This is a genomic window from Bradyrhizobium sp. NBAIM08 (genome assembly GCF_020193935.1).
GTDB lineage: Bacteria > Pseudomonadota > Alphaproteobacteria > Rhizobiales > Xanthobacteraceae > Bradyrhizobium > Bradyrhizobium yuanmingense.
On sequence record NZ_JADYVR010000002.1, the window covers coordinates 414477 to 434727 of the forward strand.

General features: G+C 64.4%; 20 protein-coding genes and 1 pseudogene. 14 read left to right on the top strand and 7 right to left on the bottom strand.

Going from position 1 to position 20251, the window contains the following annotated elements:
- Window positions 1-20: 20 nt before the first annotated feature.
- The 3 genes from I6F37_RS08095 (at window position 21) to I6F37_RS08105 (ending at window position 3575) form a co-directional block, all read left to right on the top strand.
- Window positions 21-608: a TetR/AcrR family transcriptional regulator gene (locus I6F37_RS08095; RefSeq protein ID WP_225150882.1), complete on the top strand. Its 588-nt coding sequence runs from the start codon at window positions 21-23 to the stop codon at window positions 606-608.
- 14 nt (window positions 609-622) lie between these two features.
- Entirely contained in the window at window positions 623-1408 is a 786-nt protein-coding gene (locus I6F37_RS08100) for a 2-keto-4-pentenoate hydratase (RefSeq protein WP_036000286.1), read from the top strand.
- Between the two features lie 85 nt (window positions 1409-1493).
- Window positions 1494-3575 carry a methyl-accepting chemotaxis protein gene (locus I6F37_RS08105; protein WP_036000288.1) on the top strand — a complete coding sequence of 694 codons (2082 nt, stop codon included), beginning with the start codon at window positions 1494-1496 and terminating at the stop codon, window positions 3573-3575.
- 103 nt (window positions 3576-3678) lie between these two features.
- Here the strand turns inward: I6F37_RS08105 and I6F37_RS08110 are convergent, their stop codons facing one another.
- Window positions 3679-4269, bottom strand: coding sequence for an NADPH-dependent FMN reductase (locus tag I6F37_RS08110; RefSeq protein ID WP_057029019.1), 591 nt, complete (start codon window positions 4267-4269; stop codon window positions 3679-3681).
- A 50-nt stretch (window positions 4270-4319) separates the two neighbouring features.
- Window positions 4320-5267, bottom strand: a complete 948-nt coding sequence (locus I6F37_RS08115; RefSeq protein WP_036000305.1) for an AraC family transcriptional regulator — start codon at window positions 5265-5267, stop codon at window positions 4320-4322.
- Window positions 5268-5568: 301 nt separating this feature from the next.
- Here I6F37_RS08115 and I6F37_RS08120 point away from each other — a divergent pair, with 301 nt between their 5' ends.
- From I6F37_RS08120 to I6F37_RS08130, 3 genes are read left to right on the top strand one after another with little or no spacing between them, the layout of a single operon-like run.
- Window positions 5569-6681 (top strand): DUF2336 domain-containing protein, encoded by a 1113-nt coding sequence (locus tag I6F37_RS08120; protein ID WP_036000308.1) that lies wholly within the window; start codon window positions 5569-5571, stop codon window positions 6679-6681.
- Window positions 6678-7010 carry a PilZ domain-containing protein gene (locus I6F37_RS08125; RefSeq protein WP_036000311.1) on the top strand — a complete coding sequence of 111 codons (333 nt, stop codon included), beginning with the start codon at window positions 6678-6680 and terminating at the stop codon, window positions 7008-7010. Before I6F37_RS08120 ends, I6F37_RS08125 begins: the two co-directional genes overlap by 4 nt.
- 51 nt (window positions 7011-7061) lie before the next feature.
- The gene (locus I6F37_RS08130; RefSeq protein ID WP_036000314.1) at window positions 7062-8180 is read left to right on the top strand and encodes an HD-GYP domain-containing protein; all 1119 of its coding nucleotides are present in this window, start codon (window positions 7062-7064) and stop codon (window positions 8178-8180) included.
- Window positions 8181-8206: 26 nt separating this feature from the next.
- Here I6F37_RS08130 and I6F37_RS08135 read toward each other — a convergent pair whose 3' ends face one another.
- Together I6F37_RS08135 and I6F37_RS08140 are read right to left on the bottom strand one after the other, a co-directional pair.
- Window positions 8207-8410 (bottom strand): hypothetical protein, encoded by a 204-nt coding sequence (locus I6F37_RS08135; RefSeq protein ID WP_036000317.1) that lies wholly within the window; start codon window positions 8408-8410, stop codon window positions 8207-8209.
- 133 nt (window positions 8411-8543) lie between these two features.
- The gene (locus I6F37_RS08140; RefSeq protein WP_225114113.1) at window positions 8544-9221 is read right to left on the bottom strand and encodes a nitroreductase; all 678 of its coding nucleotides are present in this window, start codon (window positions 9219-9221) and stop codon (window positions 8544-8546) included.
- Window positions 9222-9336: 115 nt separating this feature from the next.
- On the opposite strand from I6F37_RS08140, the gene I6F37_RS08145 reads away from it, so the two are divergent.
- Window positions 9337-10299 carry an alpha/beta hydrolase gene (locus I6F37_RS08145; protein ID WP_036000326.1) on the top strand — a complete coding sequence of 321 codons (963 nt, stop codon included), beginning with the start codon at window positions 9337-9339 and terminating at the stop codon, window positions 10297-10299.
- Between the two features lie 6 nt (window positions 10300-10305).
- Here the strand turns inward: I6F37_RS08145 and I6F37_RS08150 are convergent, their stop codons facing one another.
- Window positions 10306-10767, bottom strand: a complete 462-nt coding sequence (locus I6F37_RS08150; protein WP_036000328.1) for a cupin domain-containing protein — start codon at window positions 10765-10767, stop codon at window positions 10306-10308.
- A 202-nt stretch (window positions 10768-10969) separates the two neighbouring features.
- Between I6F37_RS08150 and I6F37_RS08155 the strand changes: the two genes are divergently transcribed.
- The 3 genes from I6F37_RS08155 (at window position 10970) to I6F37_RS08165 (ending at window position 13274) form a co-directional block, all read left to right on the top strand.
- Complete coding sequence (locus tag I6F37_RS08155; protein WP_225150884.1) at window positions 10970-11218, top strand: hypothetical protein; 249 nt, start codon at window positions 10970-10972, stop codon at window positions 11216-11218.
- Window positions 11219-11468: 250 nt separating this feature from the next.
- Window positions 11469-12560 (top strand): type II asparaginase, encoded by a 1092-nt coding sequence (locus I6F37_RS08160; protein WP_036000344.1) that lies wholly within the window; start codon window positions 11469-11471, stop codon window positions 12558-12560.
- A 180-nt stretch (window positions 12561-12740) separates the two neighbouring features.
- Window positions 12741-13274, top strand: coding sequence for a transposase (locus I6F37_RS08165; RefSeq protein WP_036000334.1), 534 nt, complete (start codon window positions 12741-12743; stop codon window positions 13272-13274).
- 163 nt (window positions 13275-13437) lie between these two features.
- Here I6F37_RS08165 and I6F37_RS08170 read toward each other — a convergent pair whose 3' ends face one another.
- Window positions 13438-15060: an ABC-F family ATP-binding cassette domain-containing protein gene (locus tag I6F37_RS08170; protein WP_225150886.1), complete on the bottom strand. Its 1623-nt coding sequence runs from the start codon at window positions 15058-15060 to the stop codon at window positions 13438-13440.
- Between the two features lie 117 nt (window positions 15061-15177).
- On the opposite strand from I6F37_RS08170, the pseudogene I6F37_RS08175 reads away from it, so the two are divergent.
- A pseudogene (locus I6F37_RS08175) lies at window positions 15178-15282 on the top strand (DUF3750 domain-containing protein); the annotation flags it as partial.
- Between the two features lie 60 nt (window positions 15283-15342).
- Here I6F37_RS08175 and I6F37_RS08180 read toward each other — a convergent pair.
- A complete protein-coding gene (locus I6F37_RS08180) occupies window positions 15343-16623 on the bottom strand; it encodes an amidohydrolase family protein (RefSeq protein WP_225150888.1) in 1281 nt (426 codons plus the stop codon).
- A gap of 415 nt (window positions 16624-17038) precedes the next feature.
- Here I6F37_RS08180 and I6F37_RS08185 point away from each other — a divergent pair, with 415 nt between their 5' ends.
- From I6F37_RS08185 to I6F37_RS08195, 3 genes are all read left to right on the top strand, one after another.
- Window positions 17039-18166 carry a TRAP transporter substrate-binding protein gene (locus tag I6F37_RS08185; RefSeq protein ID WP_036000349.1) on the top strand — a complete coding sequence of 376 codons (1128 nt, stop codon included), beginning with the start codon at window positions 17039-17041 and terminating at the stop codon, window positions 18164-18166.
- Window positions 18167-18280: 114 nt separating this feature from the next.
- Complete coding sequence (locus I6F37_RS08190; protein WP_025035930.1) at window positions 18281-18883, top strand: TRAP transporter small permease subunit; 603 nt, start codon at window positions 18281-18283, stop codon at window positions 18881-18883.
- Entirely contained in the window at window positions 18880-20229 is a 1350-nt protein-coding gene (locus I6F37_RS08195) for a TRAP transporter large permease subunit (protein WP_036000352.1), read from the top strand. The genes I6F37_RS08190 and I6F37_RS08195 overlap by 4 nt, the downstream gene beginning before the upstream one ends.
- Window positions 20230-20251 lie beyond the last annotated feature (22 nt).

Consider the following 20251-nt stretch of genomic DNA (forward strand, 5'->3'; position numbering starts at 1 on the left):
CTGCCACCACACGCGACAGGATGATCGCCGGCGCCGCCGACCTGATGAGCCGCCGCGGCGTCAACGCCACCAGCATGCGCGACGTGGTCCGCCACACAGCGACGCCGCGCGGCTCGATCAGCCACCACTTCCCCGACGGCAAGCCGCAATTGATCGCCGAAGCCGTGACCTTCGCCGGCCGGCAGGTATCCATTCCTCTGGAGAAAGCCATGAACGAACGCGGCGTGATCGGCGGCCTCAAGGCTTTTGTCGCATCATGGCGCCGCCAGTTGGAGGCAACCGGCTTCGAGGCCGGCTGCCCTGTGCTCGCCGTGGCGGTCGATCGCTATGTCGGTGAGCCCAGCGACAAGGACGACGCGGCCGCGCAGCAGCACCTGCTCGACCTCGCCGACGGCGTGTTCGCCGATTGGCGGCGGATCATGCAAGCAGCCTTGTTGCGCGAAGGACTGGCTGCCGAGCGCGCCGAGCGGCTTGCAACGCTTGTCGTCGCCTCGATCGAAGGCACGGTCGCGATGTGCCGCGCCAGCCGCAGCGCCGACGCGCTCGATCAGGTCCAGGAGGAATTGGAGATCGTCCTCGCAGCCGCCCTCGCCCGCACAAAAAAATAGATTGGAGACGCGCAATGGACTTATCCCGGCAACGCGAACTCGCCCGTCAGCTCGCCGATTTGCGTCGCGAGGGCCGGCAACAGAGCGGCCTCGACGAACGGCTGGTCCCACCGGATGCGGACACGGCGTACCAAGTCGCGCAGATGGTGGAAGAAGAACTCGGCTGGGATGTTGTCGGCTGGAAGATCGCGGGCATGAAGTCCGGGCTTCAGCGTCAGCTTCGCATCTCCGCGCCGATCTATGGGCGGGTGTTCGCGCCCCTGATCAAGAGCTCACCCGCCAGCGTCGAGCATGCCAGACAATGCAGCCCGATCCCCGAAGTCGAGTTCCAGGCACGTCTCGGCGCCGATCTGCCGCCGCGCGCAAAGCCCTATACGGTGGACGAGGTCGGCGACGCCGTCGTCTCGTTGCATCCCGGCATCGAGCTCGCGGAGTGCCGCTTCATTCACGATGCGGCGTTTCCACCGATGCCGGCGATCATGGCCGACGGCTCCGGATCAGGAACGATCGTGCTCGGAGAGCCCATCGTCGACTGGCGCAGCCGCGACGTCGCCACTCAGGATGTCGTCCTGAATTGCAACGGCATCGAGAGGCGCCGCGGCTCCGCTGCAGAGGCGATTGACCATCCGCTGGTGCCGCTGGCCTGGCTTGCCAACGAGCTGTCGCGGACCGGCATCGGTCTCAAGGCCGGCCAGACGATCAGCACGGGCACGCTGACCGGTATGCTCCGGCCCAAGGCTGGCGAGACCTACGTTGCCGATTTTGGTCCGCTGGGATCGGTCAGCGCGACCTACAGCTGAGCCGGCCAGGGAGCGTAAACCGCAGATTAACATGGCCGCCCTATCGTCCGGGCAAAATACTTCTCCGTTATTTGCCGGACAGATCATGAAAATCGGTACGCTCCTGACCAGCGCCATCGTCTCGCTCTCGACCGTCGGCGGCGGTCTCGCCGTCTACGTCGCCGCGACGAAGTACCAGACCATGGAACGGATCACTGAAGCGCAGGGGCGGCTCGCAATCGTCCGTGCGGTCAGCGACATCCCGCGCTATCTCAATCCGGAGCGCGGCTTTTCCACCAACATCCTCTACGGACCTGCGGCCATCGACCCTGCGCTGCTGGCCGAGCAGGACAAGCTGCGCAAGCAGACCGACCGCGCCCGCGACAAGATGAACGCGCTGCGCAAGGAGCTGCCCGGCCCGTTCGACGACGGCACCACGATCGGCAGCAACATCGACGGCATCAACGCGAAGTTCACCGCGTTGCGCGAGGCCATCGACAAGGCGCTGGCGGGTCCCGCCGAGGCGCGCAAAGACGCGGCCAAGAAGATCGTCGCCGACAATGCCGTGCTCAACGGCGGCGTGACTGCGCTGCTCAACGAGCAGGTCCGCCGCATGGCGATCCTGAACGGTGACGCCTACCGGCAGGCCAGCTACGCCAATGTCGCGATGACACTGCGCGACGTCGGCGGCTTCAACTCCAGCCTGCACAAGAATCTCCTCGGCGGAAAGAAGCCGGCGACCGACGCCGAGAAGGCCGACATTGCCCGCTCGCAGGGCCGCAACGATCAGGTCGTGATGTCGCTGCAGGAATTGCGCGGCAATCCAACAACGCCGGCGAACGTCGCGGAGGCCCTGGAGAGGTTCAACGCGATCTATGTCGAGGAGTTCGGCCGCGAGCTCAAGCTGGTGAAGGACGGCGCGATCACCGGCAAGTACGAACACGACATGGACACCTATTACGCCGCCACGCAGCGCGGCCTCGGCACCATCATCGGCGTCCGCGACGCCTTCTACGACAACGCCGAGCAGATTCTCGCCGGCGCTTCGTCGGCCGCGCACACCAGCTTCACGATCGCGCTCGTCGGCCTTGTCGCCGTGCTGATCGCCAGCGCCGGCCTCATCGTGACGGTTCGCCGCCGCGTCTGCGCGCCGATCGTCGGCCTGACGACGCGCATGTCGCGGCTCGCCGACGGCGAGGTTGAGGAGAGCATTCCGGGCGCCGAGCGCTCCGACGAGATCGGCGCGATGGCCGCGGCCGTTCAGGTGTTCAAGGACAACATGATCCGCGCCGATCGGCTCGCGGCCGAGAAGCAGGCCGAGAACGACGGCAAGATGCGCCGCGCCCAAGCGCTCGACGATCTCACCCGCGCCTTCGAGGCCAAGGTGACCGAGCTGGTCGGCGGCCTGTCGCGGGCCTCTGCTGCAATGGAAAGCACCGCGCAGTCGATGACCTCGACGGCGGCGCAGACCAACAGCCAGGCCGCCGTGGTCGCCGCCGCCTCCGAACAGACCTCGACCAACGTGCAGACGGTCGCGAGCGCCACCGAAGAGCTGACCTCCTCGATCGCGGAGATCGGGCGTCAGGTCGCCCAAAGCACCGAGATCGCGGCCCGTGCCGTCGACAATGCCCGCCGCACCGGCGACACCGCGCGGACGCTCGCCGAAGGCGCCCAGAAGATCGGCGACGTCGTGACGCTGATCCAGAGCATCGCCGAGCAGACCAACCTGCTTGCGCTAAATGCAACCATCGAAGCCGCCCGTGCCGGCGAGGCCGGCCGCGGCTTTGCCGTGGTCGCCTCCGAAGTGAAGTCGCTGGCCGGGCAGACCGCCAAGGCCACGACCGAGATCTCCGAGCAGATCACCGCGATCCAGACCGCGAGCGACGAGACGGTGGCGGCAATCCGCAACGTCGCCGACGTCATCGCCGAGATCGACCAGATCGGCACCGCCATCGCCGCGGCGATCGAGGAACAGGGCTCGGCGACCAAGGAGATCGCCCGCAGCGTTCAGGAGGCTGCCCGCGGCACCCAGGAGGTCAACAGCAACATCTCCGGCGTGCAGCGCGCCGCCGACGACACCGGCGCCGCGGCAAGAGAGGTGCTGGGCGCGGCCGAGCAGCTCTCGACCCAGTCGCGCGATCTCGCCGGCCAGTTCGAGCGCTTCCTCGGTGAGGTCCGGGCGGCGTAGCACGCGAAGTCGTAGCCCGGATGGAGCGCAGCGCAATCCGGGACAGTGCCGTTGACGCGCGAGACCCTGGATTACGCTGTCGCTCCATCCAGGCTACGCGACCTCAATACGGCGGCGCCTTGCGCGCGCGCTGTGCTTTCGCCGCCTCGATCCACCAGGTCAGATCGTCGGCGAAGCGCGGAAACGAGCGCTCCAGAGCCTTGCCGCCGTCGCCGATCGGCTCGCCGGCGTCCGACAGCGTCTGCGCGATCGGGCCGACACCGATGGTGCTCGATACCACCACCATGCCCATCTCCGAGAGCGTGCCGTGCCAGGCGGTCGCCGCGCGCGCGCCGGACAGCCGGCCGGCCGAATAGCTCACGATCGCGGCCGGGCGCCAGAACCATTCCTCCAGGAAATGGTCGGTGAGGTTCTTCAGCCCGGGCTGGATGCCCCAATTGTACTCGCCGGTGATGAAGACGAATCCGTCGGCGCCGCGGATCTGCCCGGCCAGCTTCTCCAGCGCCTCCGGCGCCGAGCCCTTGGGATGTTCCTTGTACATCCGGTCCAGCATCGGCAGCCCGATCGCCTTGGCGTCGATGAATTCGACGTCCTCGCCGCGATCGCGCAGCCGGTTGATGACGAAATTCGCAAGGCGGATGCCCATGCGGTCGGAACGGTAAGAACCGTAGAGAACGAGAATGCGATTGCTCATGGCCGAACGGTAGCACGAAACCGGCGCCCAGCCCTACCCGATTTATCGTTCTACCTTCCGCGACCGCGGTCCAGTGTTTGCGACGGCGTCTCGCCGAACTGGTCGCGGTAGCTTCTAGAGAAATCGCTGAGGTGCCAGAAGCCATACGCCAGCGCGACCGCCTTGACGCTATCGGCCCCGGCGAGAAGGCGCCGACGCACCAGCCACAGCCGATGCAGACGCAAATAGCGGTGCAGGCTCATGCCGCGATAGCGGCGCACGACGTCGTGCATGGTCCGAACGGACAGCCCCAGCTTGCGCGCGATCTCATCGCTGTAAATCGGCTCCGACAGGTCGTCAGACAGCAGCGCGCGGATGTCCTGGAATAGCCTGAAATTCCGTCCGTCGTTGGGTGCAAAGGTCCAGCGGGCCGGAACGATCGTCGCAAAGGCCTCGTCAACGGCTCCGAGCAGGGACTCCTTCATCGCCGCGCCCTTCAACAAGAGCTCCGGTGCCGAAATCGGCCCGGCCGCCTCGGCCAGCACCTCGCGAACCACGCCGCGCAACCGCTGCAAGCCGGCCGTGGAGATCTCAAAAATCTTGAAGCTCGAGAGCGTGGGCGGCCAGCCACGATCCCTCACCTCGGGCCGGAAAATCACCGAGGCGATTTGCCGCTGCACCTCCTCGATGGTGGTGTAGGCCGCCCCGCCGCTGCCAATGACCACGGCGGGTCGCGCCCGTTGCGAGCCGTTAAAGCGAATTGGCACATTGAGATCGTCCATCGTGAAGCCGATCGCTGTGCAATTCTCCACGAGTTGTGCGTCGACCACCCGCGGAAACGCGCGCGTCAGGTTCACGTCGCAGCCGGGTAAGGCCAGGATCGTCTGCTCAGCCGAAATCTTCCGCACAAAAGGGGTGAATTCGAAATTCAGCCCGCGTATGGCGCTTCGAAATTCGTCGACGTCTGAAAAACGAAATGTCTTGAGTGCCGACCTCGGCACATCGTCAATGCTGTTCATGGAAATAAGAAACGCCGCGTCGCGTTACACGTCCGTCCGGCCGCGGTGCCGGATTCGCCTCCCCCTTCGACTTTTCCGTTGACCGAAGGAATCAATCCTAACGTGTCTTCTCCAATTGGAGAGTGTCCAACTGAAAGAACAATCCGGGACAACCCTGTCTCGCCGAATTTCGATAGCGTTTCCTGCAATTGAGCCGGTGCGCCAATACCGAAGCCGTCGACATTTAAGATTCAAATTAACGCCTTTGCGGCGGAATGACCGTCGTTTGATTGTGCAATTTATTTCATTTCAGGCTCCTGCCATGACGGCAAATTCGCCTGCCGACAATCTGGCCGAATTGGAGAACGCGGTTGCAACGTGTCCGCTGGACCGGTGCGCCCGCATCCTCTTGGGCCTTTTGCAACTGCTCACAAGCAGCCGCGGTCGATCCCAGGAATTGCTCGTCGATGTGGTCGACGGCGTCCTGCTGCGACTGATCGAGCGGGTTGAGGCCAGCACGCTGATCGATGTCAGCGCGGCGCTCGCAGAGCTCAAAGTAGCTCCGCCGGACACCGTGCGACGTCTCGCCTCGCACCGCGACCCGGAAGTCGCCTGCCCCGTTTTGCTCCGCTCGCAGTCATTGTCCACGTCCGATCTCAAACTGATCGCAGCCGCGAGCGGCGTACGGCAGCAATGTGCCATCGCCGGCCGCGCGCCGATCGATCCACGGGTGGTGGAGACGCTGATCAAGGGTGGCACTTCCAGCGTTTGTCTTGCGCTGATCGGCAACAGCGAGGCAAGGTTCTCCGAAGCCGCTTACGTTGCGCTGGTTGAGAAGTGCCTGGTGGATGACGAACTCACCAAGGCACTGGCGCTCAGGCCCGACACGCCCGACACAGTCATGCGGAAGTTGCTGTCGGCCTCACCGGCGCCGAAATCCGGCATCGGCCTGAACGCCACCGTCTCGCTTCAAGCCGCAACGGCCGCACCCATCGTCACCAAGCTACCCTCCGCGGCGGCCTATGCGATCGCGCGACCGGAGATCGTTGCACTCAGCCGCATCGGCAAGCTGAACGATTCCACGGTGAACCGCTTCGCCATCCGCGGCGAGACCGCCAATCTCATCACCGCGCTATCGGTGCTTTCGGGCGCTCCCATCGAGATCGTCGAACATGTCATGACCGACGAGGATTGCGAGGGTCTCGTCATGGCCTGCCGCGCCTCGCGGCTGAACTGGCAGACCACGCTCGCCATCCTGAGCAACCGCTGCGGCACACGGCTTTCTTTCGCCGAGCGCGAACGCGCGCAGCACATTTTCGAGACGCTGCTGCTGTCGACCAGCCAGTGGACGGTGCGGTGGGGCGAAATTGCCGCAAACGCCAAGGAGTGCGGTCGGGGACATCGCGACGCAAAAAAGATGGGGGTTAGCCGATGAAGTTCGACGGTCGCAAAGCCTTTCGCGTGAAAATGGACCACAGGCAACCGGTCAATCTCATGGGATCCGACGGCACCTGGCGGCGCAGCTGCGTCCTGCTCGACGTCTCGCAGACGGGCGCGAAGGTCGAGGTCGAGGGCACGCTGGACGTGCTCCAGGCCAAGGAATTCTTCATGCTGCTGTCGTCGACGGGCCTGGCCTACCGGCGCTGCGAGCTGGTCTGGATCGACGGCACCACCGCTGGCATCCACTTCGTCACCGCACAAAGCAAGAAGAAGCAGGCGATTGCGCCGGCTGCCGCAGCGCAGAGCTCCGATCAGGCCAAATAGACCGAGAATTCGACCCATCGATTGGAGCCCGCGCTATTCCGGGGCATATCCGTGCAGAACGCGCAAACCACACTCAAACCCACCAGCCTTGGCGGCGTCGCGGTCGCTGCAGCGCCGCGCCCATTCGTTCATGTGCTGGCCGACACGTCCGACAAGCTGGCCGGTGTGTGCTCGCTCCTCGAGCAACGCTTCGCCGTCGCGGGCGAGCGGCTGGACGCCGAGGCCAAGCTGTCAGAGGTGCCGTCCGCCATCGTCATTCGCGCCGAGCTTCGCGATGTCGACAACATCGCGGCGATCAAGAAGCGCGCGGGCAAGCTCGCAAAGGCGAAGAAACGGATTTTCCTGCTGGAGCACACCTCGCATGTCGCCGTTTCGCAGGCCTATGCGCTTGGAGCGACACTGGTCCTTCCGGGCACCATCAACCGGGCGAGGCTGCTGGCGGCGCTGTCCGATCCGCCTGATCCGCTCTCGGCCGCGTCGCGCGAGAGCGCGCAGGCCGACACTGCCGTCGAGACCGCCGCGACCGCGATCGCATCCATGTTTACCTCCGTCACCCTGGGCCAGCCGCTTGACGTCAAAGCCACCAAGGAAGCGGGGCGCCAGATCGCCGATCGCATCACCCGGCATGGCCTGACGGAGTGGCTCATGACGGTGCGGCGGCACCACGAAGGAACCTATCAGCATTGCCTGCTCGTCACCGGTGTCGCGATCGACTTCGGACTGAGCCTTGGCGTCGGCAGGGCCGACCTGGAACGTCTCTACTCGGCGGCCATGTTCCATGACATCGGCAAGGCGCAGATTCCGCTCGCCATCCTCGACAAGCCGGGCCGCCTCGATGCCGCCGAGCGCGCGCTGATCGAAACGCATCCCGCCGCCGGCCATACGTTTCTCAAGGACCATGACGGGATCTCGCCGGAGATTCTCGATGCCGTCCGCCATCATCACGAGTACCTCGACGGGAGCGGCTATCCCGATGCGCTCTGCGCCGAGAGCATTGGCGATATCGTCAGGATTCTAACGATCTCGGACATCTTCGCAGCCCTGATCGAGCACCGGCACTACAAGCCGACCATGCCGCGCGCGGAGGCCTACGACGTTCTGTGCGAGATGACAGGCAAGCTGGAGAAGGCGCTAGTCCGCGCGTTCAAGCAGGTCGCGCTCACGCGGTGAGCGCTGTGACCCGTCTCGAGCGCAGCCTAATGCGTCGCACGATGGCTGGCGCGGCGCGGGATGGAGCGGCAGGCCAGCCCGTCGGCCAGCAGCTTCATGTCCTCGTGCCGGCCGCTGCGAATCAGCCGGCCGAACTCTTCGGGTGTGAAAGGAAGACTTGGATCATCGTCGATCTTGGGCCGCAGTCGCGGACCGAAGAACCGCCGAACCAGGCTAGCCAGCCGCCGCATATCAATTCCCTCGCGCCAGCAACAAACCTCTCAGTCCGCATATTGTTCCTCCCGCGACTTCGAGAATGCAAGAGGCCACTCGCGACACCGCACCAAAAATTTTCCGCCAGAGAATAATCTCCTCTTGCTCGTGCTAATCGGCAAAACCCACGTAACGCACGAACTGGTGGTTGTGCTCGCGGTCCGAGCGCACGGCGTTCGCGGCAAAGCCGTCATCGGGATAGCCCATCGCGACACAGGTCATGATGACCTCGTCTTCCGGAATCTCGGCGACCTCGCGCACGATGTCGGAGCGCATGATGCCCTGCCCGTTGATGACCGAGCCGAGCCCGCGGTCCCACGCCGCGAGCACGATGCCGTAGCAGAGCGCGCCGAGATCGAAGTGGCAGACCGCGCCGGGATCGAGCACGCGGTCATAGGTCAGCACCAGCGAGACCGGCGCGTCGAACTGGCGAAAGCCGCGCAGCACCCAGTCCTGCCGCATCGGCTTGTCGTCGCGTGCGATTCCCATCGCGCCGAACAGCTTCTTGGCGATGTCGACCTGCCGGGTGCGATGCACGCCCTGGTATTCGCCATGGCTGACGATGTCGCGCTTGACCTTGGCGCCGCCGGCCATCTCCGACATGTTGCGGCGACGCACCTCCTCCAGCGGATGACCCGTGAGCACATGGACATGCCAGGGCTGGGTGTTCATCGACGAGGGCGCGCGCTTGGCGCTCTCGATGATCGCCTCGATCACCGCGCGCGGCACCGGCTCGTTCTTGAAGCCACGCACGCTGCGGCGCGACTGGACCAGCGTCTCGAATTCCACCTCGTGAACCTCCCTGCCCGTTCGTCCGGCCTCGCGACGCACGCCGGTTGCCGATGCGGCCCGCAAAACCTATGCTAATGACCAAGCAAGACCAAGAACCCTGTGAGGAAAGCCCATGGCCGCACCGCTCGATCCCGTCATCGCCCAGATCATTCCGCTCATGCCGATGCGCGATCCCACGGTCATGACGCCACAGAGCGCCCGCGATTCCTTGCGCGCACTCGCTGCCTCGCGTGCCGCCATTCCGCCGCCGCCGGTCGATAGCGTCGAGGATATCAGGGTGAAAGGCGGCGCCAGTCTGCTTCCCGCACGGGTCTATCGGGTCGGCGCCGCGCCGGCACCGACGGTGGTGTTCTTCCACGGCGGCGGCTGGGTTGCGGGCGATCTCGAAACCCACGACCGGCAGGCGCGCAACCTTGCGATCGAGACCGGCGCGGTCGTCGTCTCCGTCGACTATCGCCGCCCGCCCGAGACGCGCTTTCCCGGCGCCTTCGAGGATGCTTTCGCCGCGGTCAGCGACGTGTTTGGCCGCGTCGCGGAATTTGGCGGTGACGCAACGCGCTTCGGCGTTGCCGGCGACAGCGCCGGCGGCAATCTCGCAGCGACGAGCGCGATCGCCTGCCGGGAGGCCGGCATCAAGCTCGCCGCGCAACTGCTGGTCTATCCGGTCACCGACGTCGTCGGCGCTTATGCCGATGCGCGCGAGAACGCGCGCTATCCCTCGCGCAGCGAGAACGCCGAGGGCTACTTCCTCACGCGGGCGACGATGGAATGGTTTTGCGGCCATTATCTCGCCGATCCCGCGCACGCCGGCGACTGGCGCGTCTCGCCGCTGCGGGCTGCCTCCTTGGCCGGCCTCGCGCCTGCGGTCGTGACCACCGCCTGGTTCGATCCCTTACGCGACGAAGGCGCCGCCTATGTGCGCGCGCTGGAGGCCGCCGGCGTCCGCGTCAAGCACCATGAGGGTCCCGGCCTGATCCATGGCTATTTCGGCATGGGCGACGCCTCCGACGTCGCGCGCACTGAGGCGCAGCGCGCGCGGGCCGACTTCAAGGCGCTGCTGATGCGCGGCGCGTGAAGGCGATCAGGCGCTCTGCGCCCGCTGCGCCGCGGTGTGCCCCCAGGTCTCATCCCAGTCCTGGCCAGCGGCATCGACCACGCGGCCGTCGGCCTCGAAAAACTTGTTCGGCACCTGGAAGATCGCCAGGATCAACGCGCCGTCGGGGCACCAGGCGGCATGCCGGCTCCCCGCCTCGCGCCAGATGAATTCGCCGGCCTTGCAGGCAATGCCCTTGGCCGGACCCTCCTTGTCGACGAGCGCGCCTTCGATCACCCAGCTCTGCTCGATGCCGACATGTTCGTGATCGGGCAGCACCGATCCTGGCGCAAAACGCATCAAGGCGGTCATCAGCCCCGTACGGCGATCGAACAGTAGCGTCTTGGCCTCGCAGCCCGGAAAGCGCGTCTTCTGCCAATCCATGTCTTGGGGTCGAACCAGGTGGGAATGCCGATCGGCTGCCTGGTCGTGCGGGATCGCGGCGTCCATCACGATGCTTCCTCTCCATCTCAAGGGACCGACGCTAGCAGGATCGCCCGATGCGGTCAGCGAGCACTGCAACAGAGGCGACATCTTCCGAGCTGGCGCGCAAAAATCAGCGGGCGACCGGGCGGCCCAGTGCTCATCCTGCTTGATTGCGCCACGATTCCCGGCTCCACTCTCCCGGCCATTTCTGGTTCAGGAGACCCCCATGATGAAACGGATTTTCCTCGCTGCGATCGTTGCCACCTTCGCAGCGGGCTCGGCCCTTACGCAAGAAACCTGCGAGAGCAAGGCCGTCGGCAAGGACGGCAAGCCGCTGGCCGGCGCCGCCAAGACCTCGTTCCTGAAGAAGTGCAAGGAAGACGCCTGCGCGCCCAAGGCCGTCAGTGCCGACGGCAAGCCGCTCGCCGGCGCCGCCAAGAACAGCTTCATGAAGAAGTGCGAGACCAGCGCCTAAGCGCGCATCCATTCCCGGCTTGTTCAGCAAGCCATCACAAACGAAATGCCGTGGCCGGGCAGAAGCGCGTCTTCGCGCGAGATGTCCCGGCCATTTGCTTTTGTGCCTCTCCGGCCGCCGGTTTCGGACACGCGCCGAGCGCGTAAAGCAAACGCGCCGCGACCCTGGACAGAACGCAGCGGCTGACAGATGATGCGGCGCTGAGCGAACCGGGGCGCATCAACGAGGCTTCCAGCAAAGGATGGACGAGATGTTGCAGTTCCGCGTGCGTGATCACATGATGGCGATAATGAGCGTGCTCTTTGCGCTGCTCATGATCGTTGACGTTGCCAACGCGAGAGGCCCCGGCCTGCCCAACGTCATGGTTCTCGCAACCGGCGGCACGATCGCCGGCAGCGGGGCAAGCAGCACCACCGTCATCGGGTATACCGCAGCCACGGTGGGCATCGAGACCCTCTTGAACGCCGTCCCCGAGTTGAAAACCGTGGCCAACGTCAAGGGCGAGCAGGTCTTCCAGATCGCCAGCGAGAATATGAACAATGATTATTGGCTGAAGCTCGCCAAGCGCGTCAATACGCTCCTCGCGCAGGACGACGTGGACGGGATCGTGATCACGCACGGAACCGATACGATCGAGGAAACCAGCTATTTCCTCAATCTGGTCGTCAAGAGCAAGAAGCCTGTGGTCGTCGTCGGTGCGATGCGGCCATCGACCGCGATCAGCGCGGACGGCCCGATCAACCTCTTCAATGCGGTGATCCTCGCAGGCAGTGAAGAAGCCGTCGGCAAAGGCGTGCTCGTCGCCCTCAACGATCAGATCAACGCCGCGCGCGACGTCACCAAGAACAACACGTCCACGGCAGACACCTTTCGCACGCCTGAACTCGGCTTTCTCGGCTACATGCAAGGCAACAAGCCGTATTTCTATCGCCAAACGACCCGCCGGCACACGGCGGATTCCGAATTCGACGTATCCAAGCTCGATGTCCTGCCGCAGGTCGACATCGTCTACGGCTACGCCAACATGAACCGGGTCGCGATCGACGCCTTTGTCGCCGCCGGCGCCAAGGGGATCGTGCATGCCGGCGTAGGCGACGGCAGCCTCGCCCGCCCGGCGGTCGAGCCGGCGCTCGACGAAGCCCGCAAGAAAGGCGTCGTGATCCTTCGCAGCAGCCGCGTCGGCAACGGCATCGTCGCGCGCAATGGCGAGGCCAAGGACGATGAGCACGACTTCGTCGTCTCCGATACGCTCAATCCCCAGAAGGCGCGCATTCTGCTGATGCTGGCGTTGACCAAGACGAGCGACACCAAGGACATTCAGCGGATGTTCTACACCTATTAGAGCATGATCCGGACCCGGAGGGCCGCCCTAGTTGTAGCCCGGATGAAGCGCAGCGTAATCCGGGGCAGACCAAGCACCGGCACGACTGTCCCTGTAGCACTCCCCGGATTGCCCTGCGCGGCATCCGGGCTTCGGCCCATCCTTCGCCCGACTGAAGCGCAATCCGGGAAAGTCCCTCGCATGGTTCGCTATCGGCGAAATTTCGTACCCGGCGGGATGTTCTTCTTCACCGTCACGCTGGACGATCGAATGTCATCCGTGCTGGTTGATCATGTCGACGAGCTCCGCAGCGCATTTCGCGTAACGCGTGCCGAACGACCATTCGAGATCGATGCGATCGTGATCCTACCTGATCACCTGCATGTCATTATGAGGCTCCCCGATAGTGACTCGGACTTCTCGGGTCGTTGGAAGCGCATCAAGAGTGCCTTCACACACCGGCTGGCAGCTTCCGGCGCACCGATCTGCCGCAATCATCGCGGCGAGTACGCGCTCTGGCAGCGGCGATTTTGGGAACACACAATTCGTAACGATGCGGATTTCGAGCGCTGCGCCGATTACATTCACTACAATCCGGTCAAGCACGGGCTCGTTGCAGCGGCGATTGAGTGGCCCTACAGCTCGCTCCATCACTACGTTCGCGCTGGTATTCTACCTCCCGATTGGCGAGGAGCCGGCGAGATAAGCGGCAGCTTTGGTGAACGCGGAGACTGATCCCGGATTACGCTTACGCTCCATCCGGGCTACCGGTCCATCACGGCCGCCCGTAGCCTGGAGCGCAGCGCAATCCAGGGATGGTCCCGCGGCACGACACGAGCGCCGACGTCGCACACTGATCCCGGATTGCGCTTCGCTCCATCCGGGCTACCGCCCACCACTAGCTCCGCAACCCCGGCGCCTCCTGGCCGGTGCGCGCGACATATTCGGTGTAGCCGCCGCCATATTGGTGGATGCCATCAGGCGTCAGCTCCAGCACGCGGTTCGACAGCGTCGCCAAGAAATGCCGGTCGTGCGAGACGAACAGCATGGTGCCCTCGAAATCCGACAGCGCGTTGATCAGCATTTCCTTGGTGGCGAGGTCGAGATGGTTGGTGGGCTCGTCCAGCACCAGGAAGTTCGGCGGGTCGAACAGCATCTTGGCCATGACGAGGCGCGCCTTCTCGCCGCCCGAGAGCACGCGGCAGCGCTTCTCGACGTCGTCGCCGGAGAAGCCGAAGCAGCCGGCGAGCGCGCGCAAGGAGCCCTGCCCCGCGGTCGGAAACGCGTCCTCCAGCGACTGGAACACGGTGCGCTCGCCGTCGAGCAGATCCATCGCGTGCTGGGCGAAATAGCCCATCTTGACGCTGCCGCCCAGCGCCACCGTACCCTCGTCCGGCTCGCTCGCACCGGCCACCAGCTTGAGCAGCGTCGATTTGCCTGCACCGTTGACGCCCATCACGCACCAGCGCTCCCGGCGGCGGATCATGAAGTCGAGCCCGTCATAGATGCGCTTTGAGCCATAGCCCTTGTGCACGTTCTTGAGCGCTACGACGTCCTCGCCCGAGCGCGGCGCCGGCAGGAAGTCGAACGCCACGCTCTGGCGGCGCCGCGGCGGCTCGACTCGCTCGATCTTGTCGAGCTTCTTGACTCGGCTCTGCACCTGGGCCGCATGCGAGGCGCGCGCCTTGAAGCGCTCGATGAACTTGATCTCCTTGGCGAGCATGGCCTGCTGGCGCTCGAACTGCGCCTGCTGCTGCTTCTCGTTCTGCGCCCGCTGCTGCTCGTAGAATTCGTAATCGCCGGTGTAGGTGGTGAGCGAGCCGGAATCGATCTCGATCACCTTGGAGATCACGCGGTTGATGAACTCGCGGTCGTGCGAGGTCATCAGAAGCGTGCCTTCGTAATCGTGCAGGAATTTTTCCAGCCAGATCAGGCTTTCTAAATCGAGATGGTTGCTCGGCTCGTCGAGCAGCATGACGTCGGGGCGCATCAGGAGAATGCGCGCCAGCGCCACACGCATCTTCCAGCCGCCGGACAGCTTGCCGACATCCCCGTCCATCATCTCCTGGCTGAAGCCGAGGCCGGAGAGCGCCTCGCGCGCGCGGCCGTCGAGCGCATAGCCGTCGAGCTCCTCGAACCGGTGCTGCACCTCGCCATAGCGGGCGATGATCTCGTCCATCCGGTCGGCCTTGTCGGGGTCGGCCATGGCGGCCTCGAGCTCGCGCAATTCGGCCGCGACCTCGCTGACGGGCCCCGCGCCGTTCATCACCTCGGCCACCGCGCTGCGGCCAGACATCTCGCCGACGTCCTGGTTGAAATAGCCGATGGTGATGCCGCGATCGGTCGAGACCTGGCCCTCGTCGGGCAGTTCCTCGCCGGCGATCATCCGGAACAGCGTGCTCTTGCCGGCGCCGTTCGGCCCGACAAGGCCGATCTTCTCCCCCTTGTTGAGGGCCGCGGAGGCTTCGATGAACAGGATCTGGTGGCCGGCTTGCTTGCTGACGTTGTCGAGGCGGATCATGCGTGTCTTTTGGGGGATTTTTGCGTTGCAGCGTCATAGGCCATGCGGGGCGTGAGGGGAAGCCCGGGACAGGCCGGGATTCAGCCCATTCGCTCGTGACCGCTCGGTGCGGGGCCTACGGGCAAATGGGTCGGGCTAACTGCGTCCGGCACGGGCATCTATGCTTCGCTTGCCGGATATGTCGGCTTTTCCATCGGCTGGGTCGAAGGCCCGGAGATCAACGCTCGGCCTGTAAGAACTTTTCGCCGAATCTCGAAGAGACCTGAGACCGGCGCCGCCTCTCTATCTTACTGAGAACGGCGCCTGATACGGCCGCCCGAACGGCACGCCGTTGATGACGGTCTGGATCGGCTTGAGGTGCGCTTTCCCTTCCCTCCTGTTGTTGCGCGTGTCGACGAAGCTGACCGGTCCCTCCACCAGCTCCATGATCGCGACGTCGGCGGGCGCACCTACCTGCAGCGTGCCGATCTTCGGCGCGCGGCTGATGATCTTCGCCGGCGCGGTCGTTGCCATTGCGACCACCTGCTCCAGCGTGAAACCGAGCGTCATGAACTTGCTCATGACGTTGGGCAGGAAGGGAATCCCCGGCGAATTGCCGGAGAAGACGTGGATGTCCGAAGAGATGGTATCAGGAGCGCATCCGCCGGGGATCGCCACTTCCGCCACGGTGAAATCGAAGCTGCCGCCGCCATGCCCGACGTCGAACATGACGCCGCGCTGCTTGGCCGCGAGAGCCGCAGGCAGCAGCTTGCCGTCCTGAACGATATTCGTGAACACGCTCGACATGTTCGGGGCGCCCGAATAGGCATGCGTCAGCACGTCGCCCGGGCGCATCAGGTCGAGGATTTGCGACATCAGCTCCTTGGATTCGACGCCGCCGATATGTACCATCATCTTCGCCGGCCAGCCGCACATCTCGCACGCCTGGATGCCGCGCTTGAGCGGCTCGAGCCCATGCTTGAAGATGACGTTTTCCGACATGCGCACCTTGACCCCGAGCAGGAAGTCCGAATTCTCGGCCAGTGCCATGGCGCAGGCTTCGGTCTGCGCTGTATCGATGTTGTGGAGCTCGGCGACCGGGAACGCCGACAGGCCGTTATTGGCGATGTGGACGAAGGCGTACATCCGCGCCCGCGTCTGGGCCACGATGAAGCGGCGCAACGCCGCCAGATTGTTGACGCCGGCATCGCCCGCCGAGACGACGGTCGTCGTGCCCTGGAACTGGACCAGCTCGTCGGCGGGAATGCCGATGGCCGAGCCGTAGGGATAGACGTGACAATGCAGATCGATCAGGCCGGGCATCACCAGCTTGCCCGCGGCGTCGATGTTCTTCAGCGCGCGCTCGGCCGGGATCGTCTCCTGGACCGCCTCGATCGTGCCCCAGCGGATGCCGACATCGCGCCTGGCGTGCAGCGACTGGCTGGGGTCGAGCACCTCGCCGCCGCGGATCACCAGATCGTACTTGTCGTTCGGCCCCATCGCCCCGCGCGCGGGCGCGGCGAGGCCGACGGCGGCGGCCGCCGTCGAGAGTGCCAGGAAATCGCGGCGTGACAACGCAGGCATGATGATCCCCCCTCTGTGCTTTTGTTCGCGGCAACGGCCGGGCTGGATGTCCAGATCTGCTTCCGCCGCCAAGGTCGAGTTCACAACGAACGGGCTCGGAAATGAAGCCCGGATGATCCGATCCTATGACGGCACGCGAGCCCTGAGGAGCCGCGAAATTTTCCAGAATCGCATCGGGCGGGCACCACTGGCAGAAGTCCGGCTGCATCTTTGCTGCGCCGCGACATGCGCGTGAATATCCGGCTGCTTGGAGTCGAACGTCTAAGACCAATAATCCGACACCGGGGCTTGTCGGATGCCGGCAATGCGTCCAAACTGTGATCAAAGTCGCTGGAATGCGGCATACCTCCAGCGGTTCACAACGACAAGCGCGTCGAAACGCGTTCGAACAATCAGGCCGCCAGGGAGGACGTCCATGACTGCAAAGTCCGAGAAGACCAGAACAACTCGTCGCAAATTCCTGCTGACCGCCGGCGCGGCCGGCGCTGCCACCATCGCCATGCCGCAAGTCAGCCGGGCGCAGACAGCGACCCTGAAGATGCAGGGCTCGTGGGGCAAGGCCGATGTCTTCAACGAGATGGCCGAAGATTATGTGAAGCGCGTCAACGATATGGCCGGAGGCCGGCTGCGCATTGACTATCTGGTCGGCGGCTCGGTCGTGCATCCGTTCCAGGTCTTCGACGGCGTTCATGGCGGCCAGATCGACGCGGCACACACGGTGACGGTGTACTGGTACGGCAAGCACAAGGCCGCCTCGCTGTTCGGCACCGGCCCGGTGTTCGGCTTCAACGCCAACGAAGGCCTTGGCTGGATCCACAACGGCGGCGGCAAGGAGCTGTTCGAGGAGCTCCAGACCAAGATCATGAACGTCAACATCAAGAGCTTCTTCGCCATGCCGATGCCGACCCAGCCGCTCGGCTGGTTCAAGAAGCCGATCACCAGCGACGCCGATCTCAAGGGCTTGAAATATCGCACGGTGGGTCTGGCCGCCGATCTCTTCCAGGCGATGGGCGCATCGGTCGCGCAGCTGCCCGGCGGCGAGATCGTACCCGCGATGGAGCGCGGCGTGATCGACGGGTTCGAGTTCAACAATCCGACCTCGGACCGGCGCTTCGGCGCGCAGGATGTCGCCAAGAACTACATGATGGGCAGCCATCATCAGGCGACGGAATATTTCGAGATCATGTTCAACCGGACGAAATTCAACGCGCTGCCGAAGGAACAGCAGGCGATCCTGCAATACGCCGCCGAAGCCGTGTCCTCCGCCAACGAATGGAAGGCCATGGATTATTATTCGAAGGACCTGCAGGAGCTGATCAACAAGGACAAGGTCAACGTCCAGCGCACACCGAAGTCTGTGTTCGACGCGCAGATCAAGGCGTGGGACGGTCTGATCGCCCAGCTCGGCTCGGATCCGTTCATGAAGAAGGTGATGGATTCGCAGAAGGAATGGGTGCGCCGCGTGGTTTACTACAACATGAACAACGCGACGGACTACCGCGGCGCCTTCGAGCATCACTTCCCGGGCGTGCTCAAGGTCTGACGGCTGTCGCGGGGGATCGCGTCAGGTCTTATCGCGAGGGCGGCGCAATTGAAGCGCCGCCCACGAGTTGGAGGGGGACATCCGGATGGACTGCTCGCAGCGAGTTCAGCTCGCATGACGAAATTCCTGTTCTTCATCGATGAGCTCAGCACGTGGGTGGGCAAGGCGTTCGCCTGGCTGATCCTCGTTCTCACCCTGGGAGTCAGCTACGAGGTGTTCGTGCGCTACGTGCTGCGTGCGCCGACCACCTGGGCTTTCGACATCAGCTACATCACCTATGGCGCGATGTTCCTGATGGCCGGCGCGTACACGCTCTCGCGAAACGGCCATGTCCGCGCCGACGTGGTCTACCGCCTCTGGTCGCCGCGCACCCAGGCGACGATGGACCTCGTCCTGTATATCCTGTTCTTCCTGCCGGCGATCGCGGCGCTGATGTATTCGGGCTGGAACTACGCCCAGATGTCGGTGCGCTTCCGCGAAGTCAGCATCTTCAGTCCGGCCGGCGTTCCCGTGTTTCCACTGAAGGCGCTGATCCCGCTCACCGGCTTCCTTCTGTTCCTGCAAGGGGTCGCCGAGATCATCCGCTGCGTGCTGTGCATCCGCACCGGTCGATGGCCGCAGCGCCTGCACGACGTGGAGGAGACCGAGAGCCTCGTCATCCGCGAACATCAGCAGCACGCGGCTGAGCCGCAGAGTGAGAAGGGACCAGGCGCATGACCGATCCTCAACTCGGCATGCTGATGCTGGGCCTCTTCATCTTCATCATCATGCTCGGCTTCCCGATCGCCTTCACGCTGATGGCGATGGGCGTCTCGTTCGGCTACTATGCCTACTACACCCCCGGTCAGGACTTCTTTCAGAACCGTATCTTCACGCTTCTGGTGCAGAAGACGTTCGAGGTCACATCCAGCGACGTGCTGGTGGCGGTTCCGCTATTCCTGTTCATGGGTTATTTGATCGAGCGCGCAAACATCCTCGACCGCCTGTTCTACTCGCTGCAGCTGTCGATGAAGAACGTGCCGGGCGCACTTGCCGTGGCCACGCTGATCACCTGCGCCATGTTCGCGACCGCCACCGGCATCGTCGGTGCCGTCGTCACGCTGATGGGGCTGCTGGCATTGCCGGCGATGCTGCGAGCCGGCTATGACGCCAAGCTATCGGCGGGCGTCGTCTGCGCCGGTGGCTGCCTCGGCATCCTGATTCCGCCGAGCATTCTCCTGATCGTCTATGCGGCGACTGCCGGCGTCTCGGCGGTCAAGCTTTACGCGGCGGCGTTCTTTCCGGGGTTCATGCTGGCCGGCTTGTATGTCCTCTATGCGATGACGCGCGCGATCATCAATCCCGCGCTCGCGCCGAAGCTGCCGCGCGAGCAGACCGACGTGCCGACCTCGAAGGTCATCTGGGCGCTTGCCACGTCGTTCCTGCCGCTCGCGTTGCTGATCGTTTCGGTGCTCGGCGCGATCCTGTTTGGGCTGGCGACGCCCTCGGAAGCTGCCGCGGTGGGAGCCCTCATGAGCATCGTGCTGGCGGCCGCCTATCGTTCCCTCAACTACGAGATGATACGCGAATCCGTGTACCTGACCGTGCGCGCCACGGCGATGGTCTGCTACCTCTTCATTGGATCCTGGACGTTTTCGGCGGTATTTGCCGTCCTTGGCGGACAATCGGTGGTCGAGCAGTTCTTCACTTCGATGAACCTTTCGCCGATCCAGTTCCTGCTGCTGACCCAGATCATCATCTTTCTGCTCGGCTGGCCGCTGGAATGGACCGAGATCATCATCATCTTCGTCCCGATCTTCCTGCCGCTGCTTCCGCAGTACGGCATCGATCCGATCTTCTTCGGCATCCTGGTCGCACTGAACACGCAGACGGCCTTCAACACGCCGCCAGTCGCGATGGCCGCCTTCTATCTGAAGGGCGTGGCGCCGCCCGAGGTCAAGCTGACCGACATCTTCTCCGGCGCGCTTCCGTTCGTCGGCCTGGTCTTCCTCACCATGGCACTAGTCTACATCTTCCCGGGGATCGCATTGTGGCTGCCGAGCTATCTCTATGGGGCGCGATGAGCGGACCCGGCAAACCGACGAG

Coding starts and splice junctions, on each gene's coding strand:
- I6F37_RS08095 (WP_225150882.1), top strand. CDS start 21: ATGATCGCCGGCGCCGCCGACCTGATGAGCCGCCGCGGCGTCAACGCC.
- I6F37_RS08100 (WP_036000286.1), top strand. CDS start 623: ATGGACTTATCCCGGCAACGCGAACTCGCCCGTCAGCTCGCCGATTTG.
- I6F37_RS08105 (WP_036000288.1), top strand. CDS start 1,494: ATGAAAATCGGTACGCTCCTGACCAGCGCCATCGTCTCGCTCTCGACC.
- I6F37_RS08110 (WP_057029019.1), bottom strand. CDS start 4,269: ATGAGCAATCGCATTCTCGTTCTCTACGGTTCTTACCGTTCCGACCGC.
- I6F37_RS08115 (WP_036000305.1), bottom strand. CDS start 5,267: ATGAACAGCATTGACGATGTGCCGAGGTCGGCACTCAAGACATTTCGT.
- I6F37_RS08120 (WP_036000308.1), top strand. CDS start 5,569: ATGACGGCAAATTCGCCTGCCGACAATCTGGCCGAATTGGAGAACGCG.
- I6F37_RS08125 (WP_036000311.1), top strand. CDS start 6,678: ATGAAGTTCGACGGTCGCAAAGCCTTTCGCGTGAAAATGGACCACAGG.
- I6F37_RS08135 (WP_036000317.1), bottom strand. CDS start 8,410: ATGCGGCGGCTGGCTAGCCTGGTTCGGCGGTTCTTCGGTCCGCGACTG.
- I6F37_RS08145 (WP_036000326.1), top strand. CDS start 9,337: ATGGCCGCACCGCTCGATCCCGTCATCGCCCAGATCATTCCGCTCATG.
- I6F37_RS08150 (WP_036000328.1), bottom strand. CDS start 10,767: ATGGACGCCGCGATCCCGCACGACCAGGCAGCCGATCGGCATTCCCAC.
- I6F37_RS08155 (WP_225150884.1), top strand. CDS start 10,970: ATGATGAAACGGATTTTCCTCGCTGCGATCGTTGCCACCTTCGCAGCG.
- I6F37_RS08160 (WP_036000344.1), top strand. CDS start 11,469: ATGTTGCAGTTCCGCGTGCGTGATCACATGATGGCGATAATGAGCGTG.
- I6F37_RS08165 (WP_036000334.1), top strand. CDS start 12,741: ATGGTTCGCTATCGGCGAAATTTCGTACCCGGCGGGATGTTCTTCTTC.
- I6F37_RS08170 (WP_225150886.1), bottom strand. CDS start 15,060: ATGATCCGCCTCGACAACGTCAGCAAGCAAGCCGGCCACCAGATCCTG.
- I6F37_RS08180 (WP_225150888.1), bottom strand. CDS start 16,623: ATGCCTGCGTTGTCACGCCGCGATTTCCTGGCACTCTCGACGGCGGCC.
- I6F37_RS08185 (WP_036000349.1), top strand. CDS start 17,039: ATGACTGCAAAGTCCGAGAAGACCAGAACAACTCGTCGCAAATTCCTG.
- I6F37_RS08190 (WP_025035930.1), top strand. CDS start 18,281: ATGACGAAATTCCTGTTCTTCATCGATGAGCTCAGCACGTGGGTGGGC.
- I6F37_RS08195 (WP_036000352.1), top strand. CDS start 18,880: ATGACCGATCCTCAACTCGGCATGCTGATGCTGGGCCTCTTCATCTTC.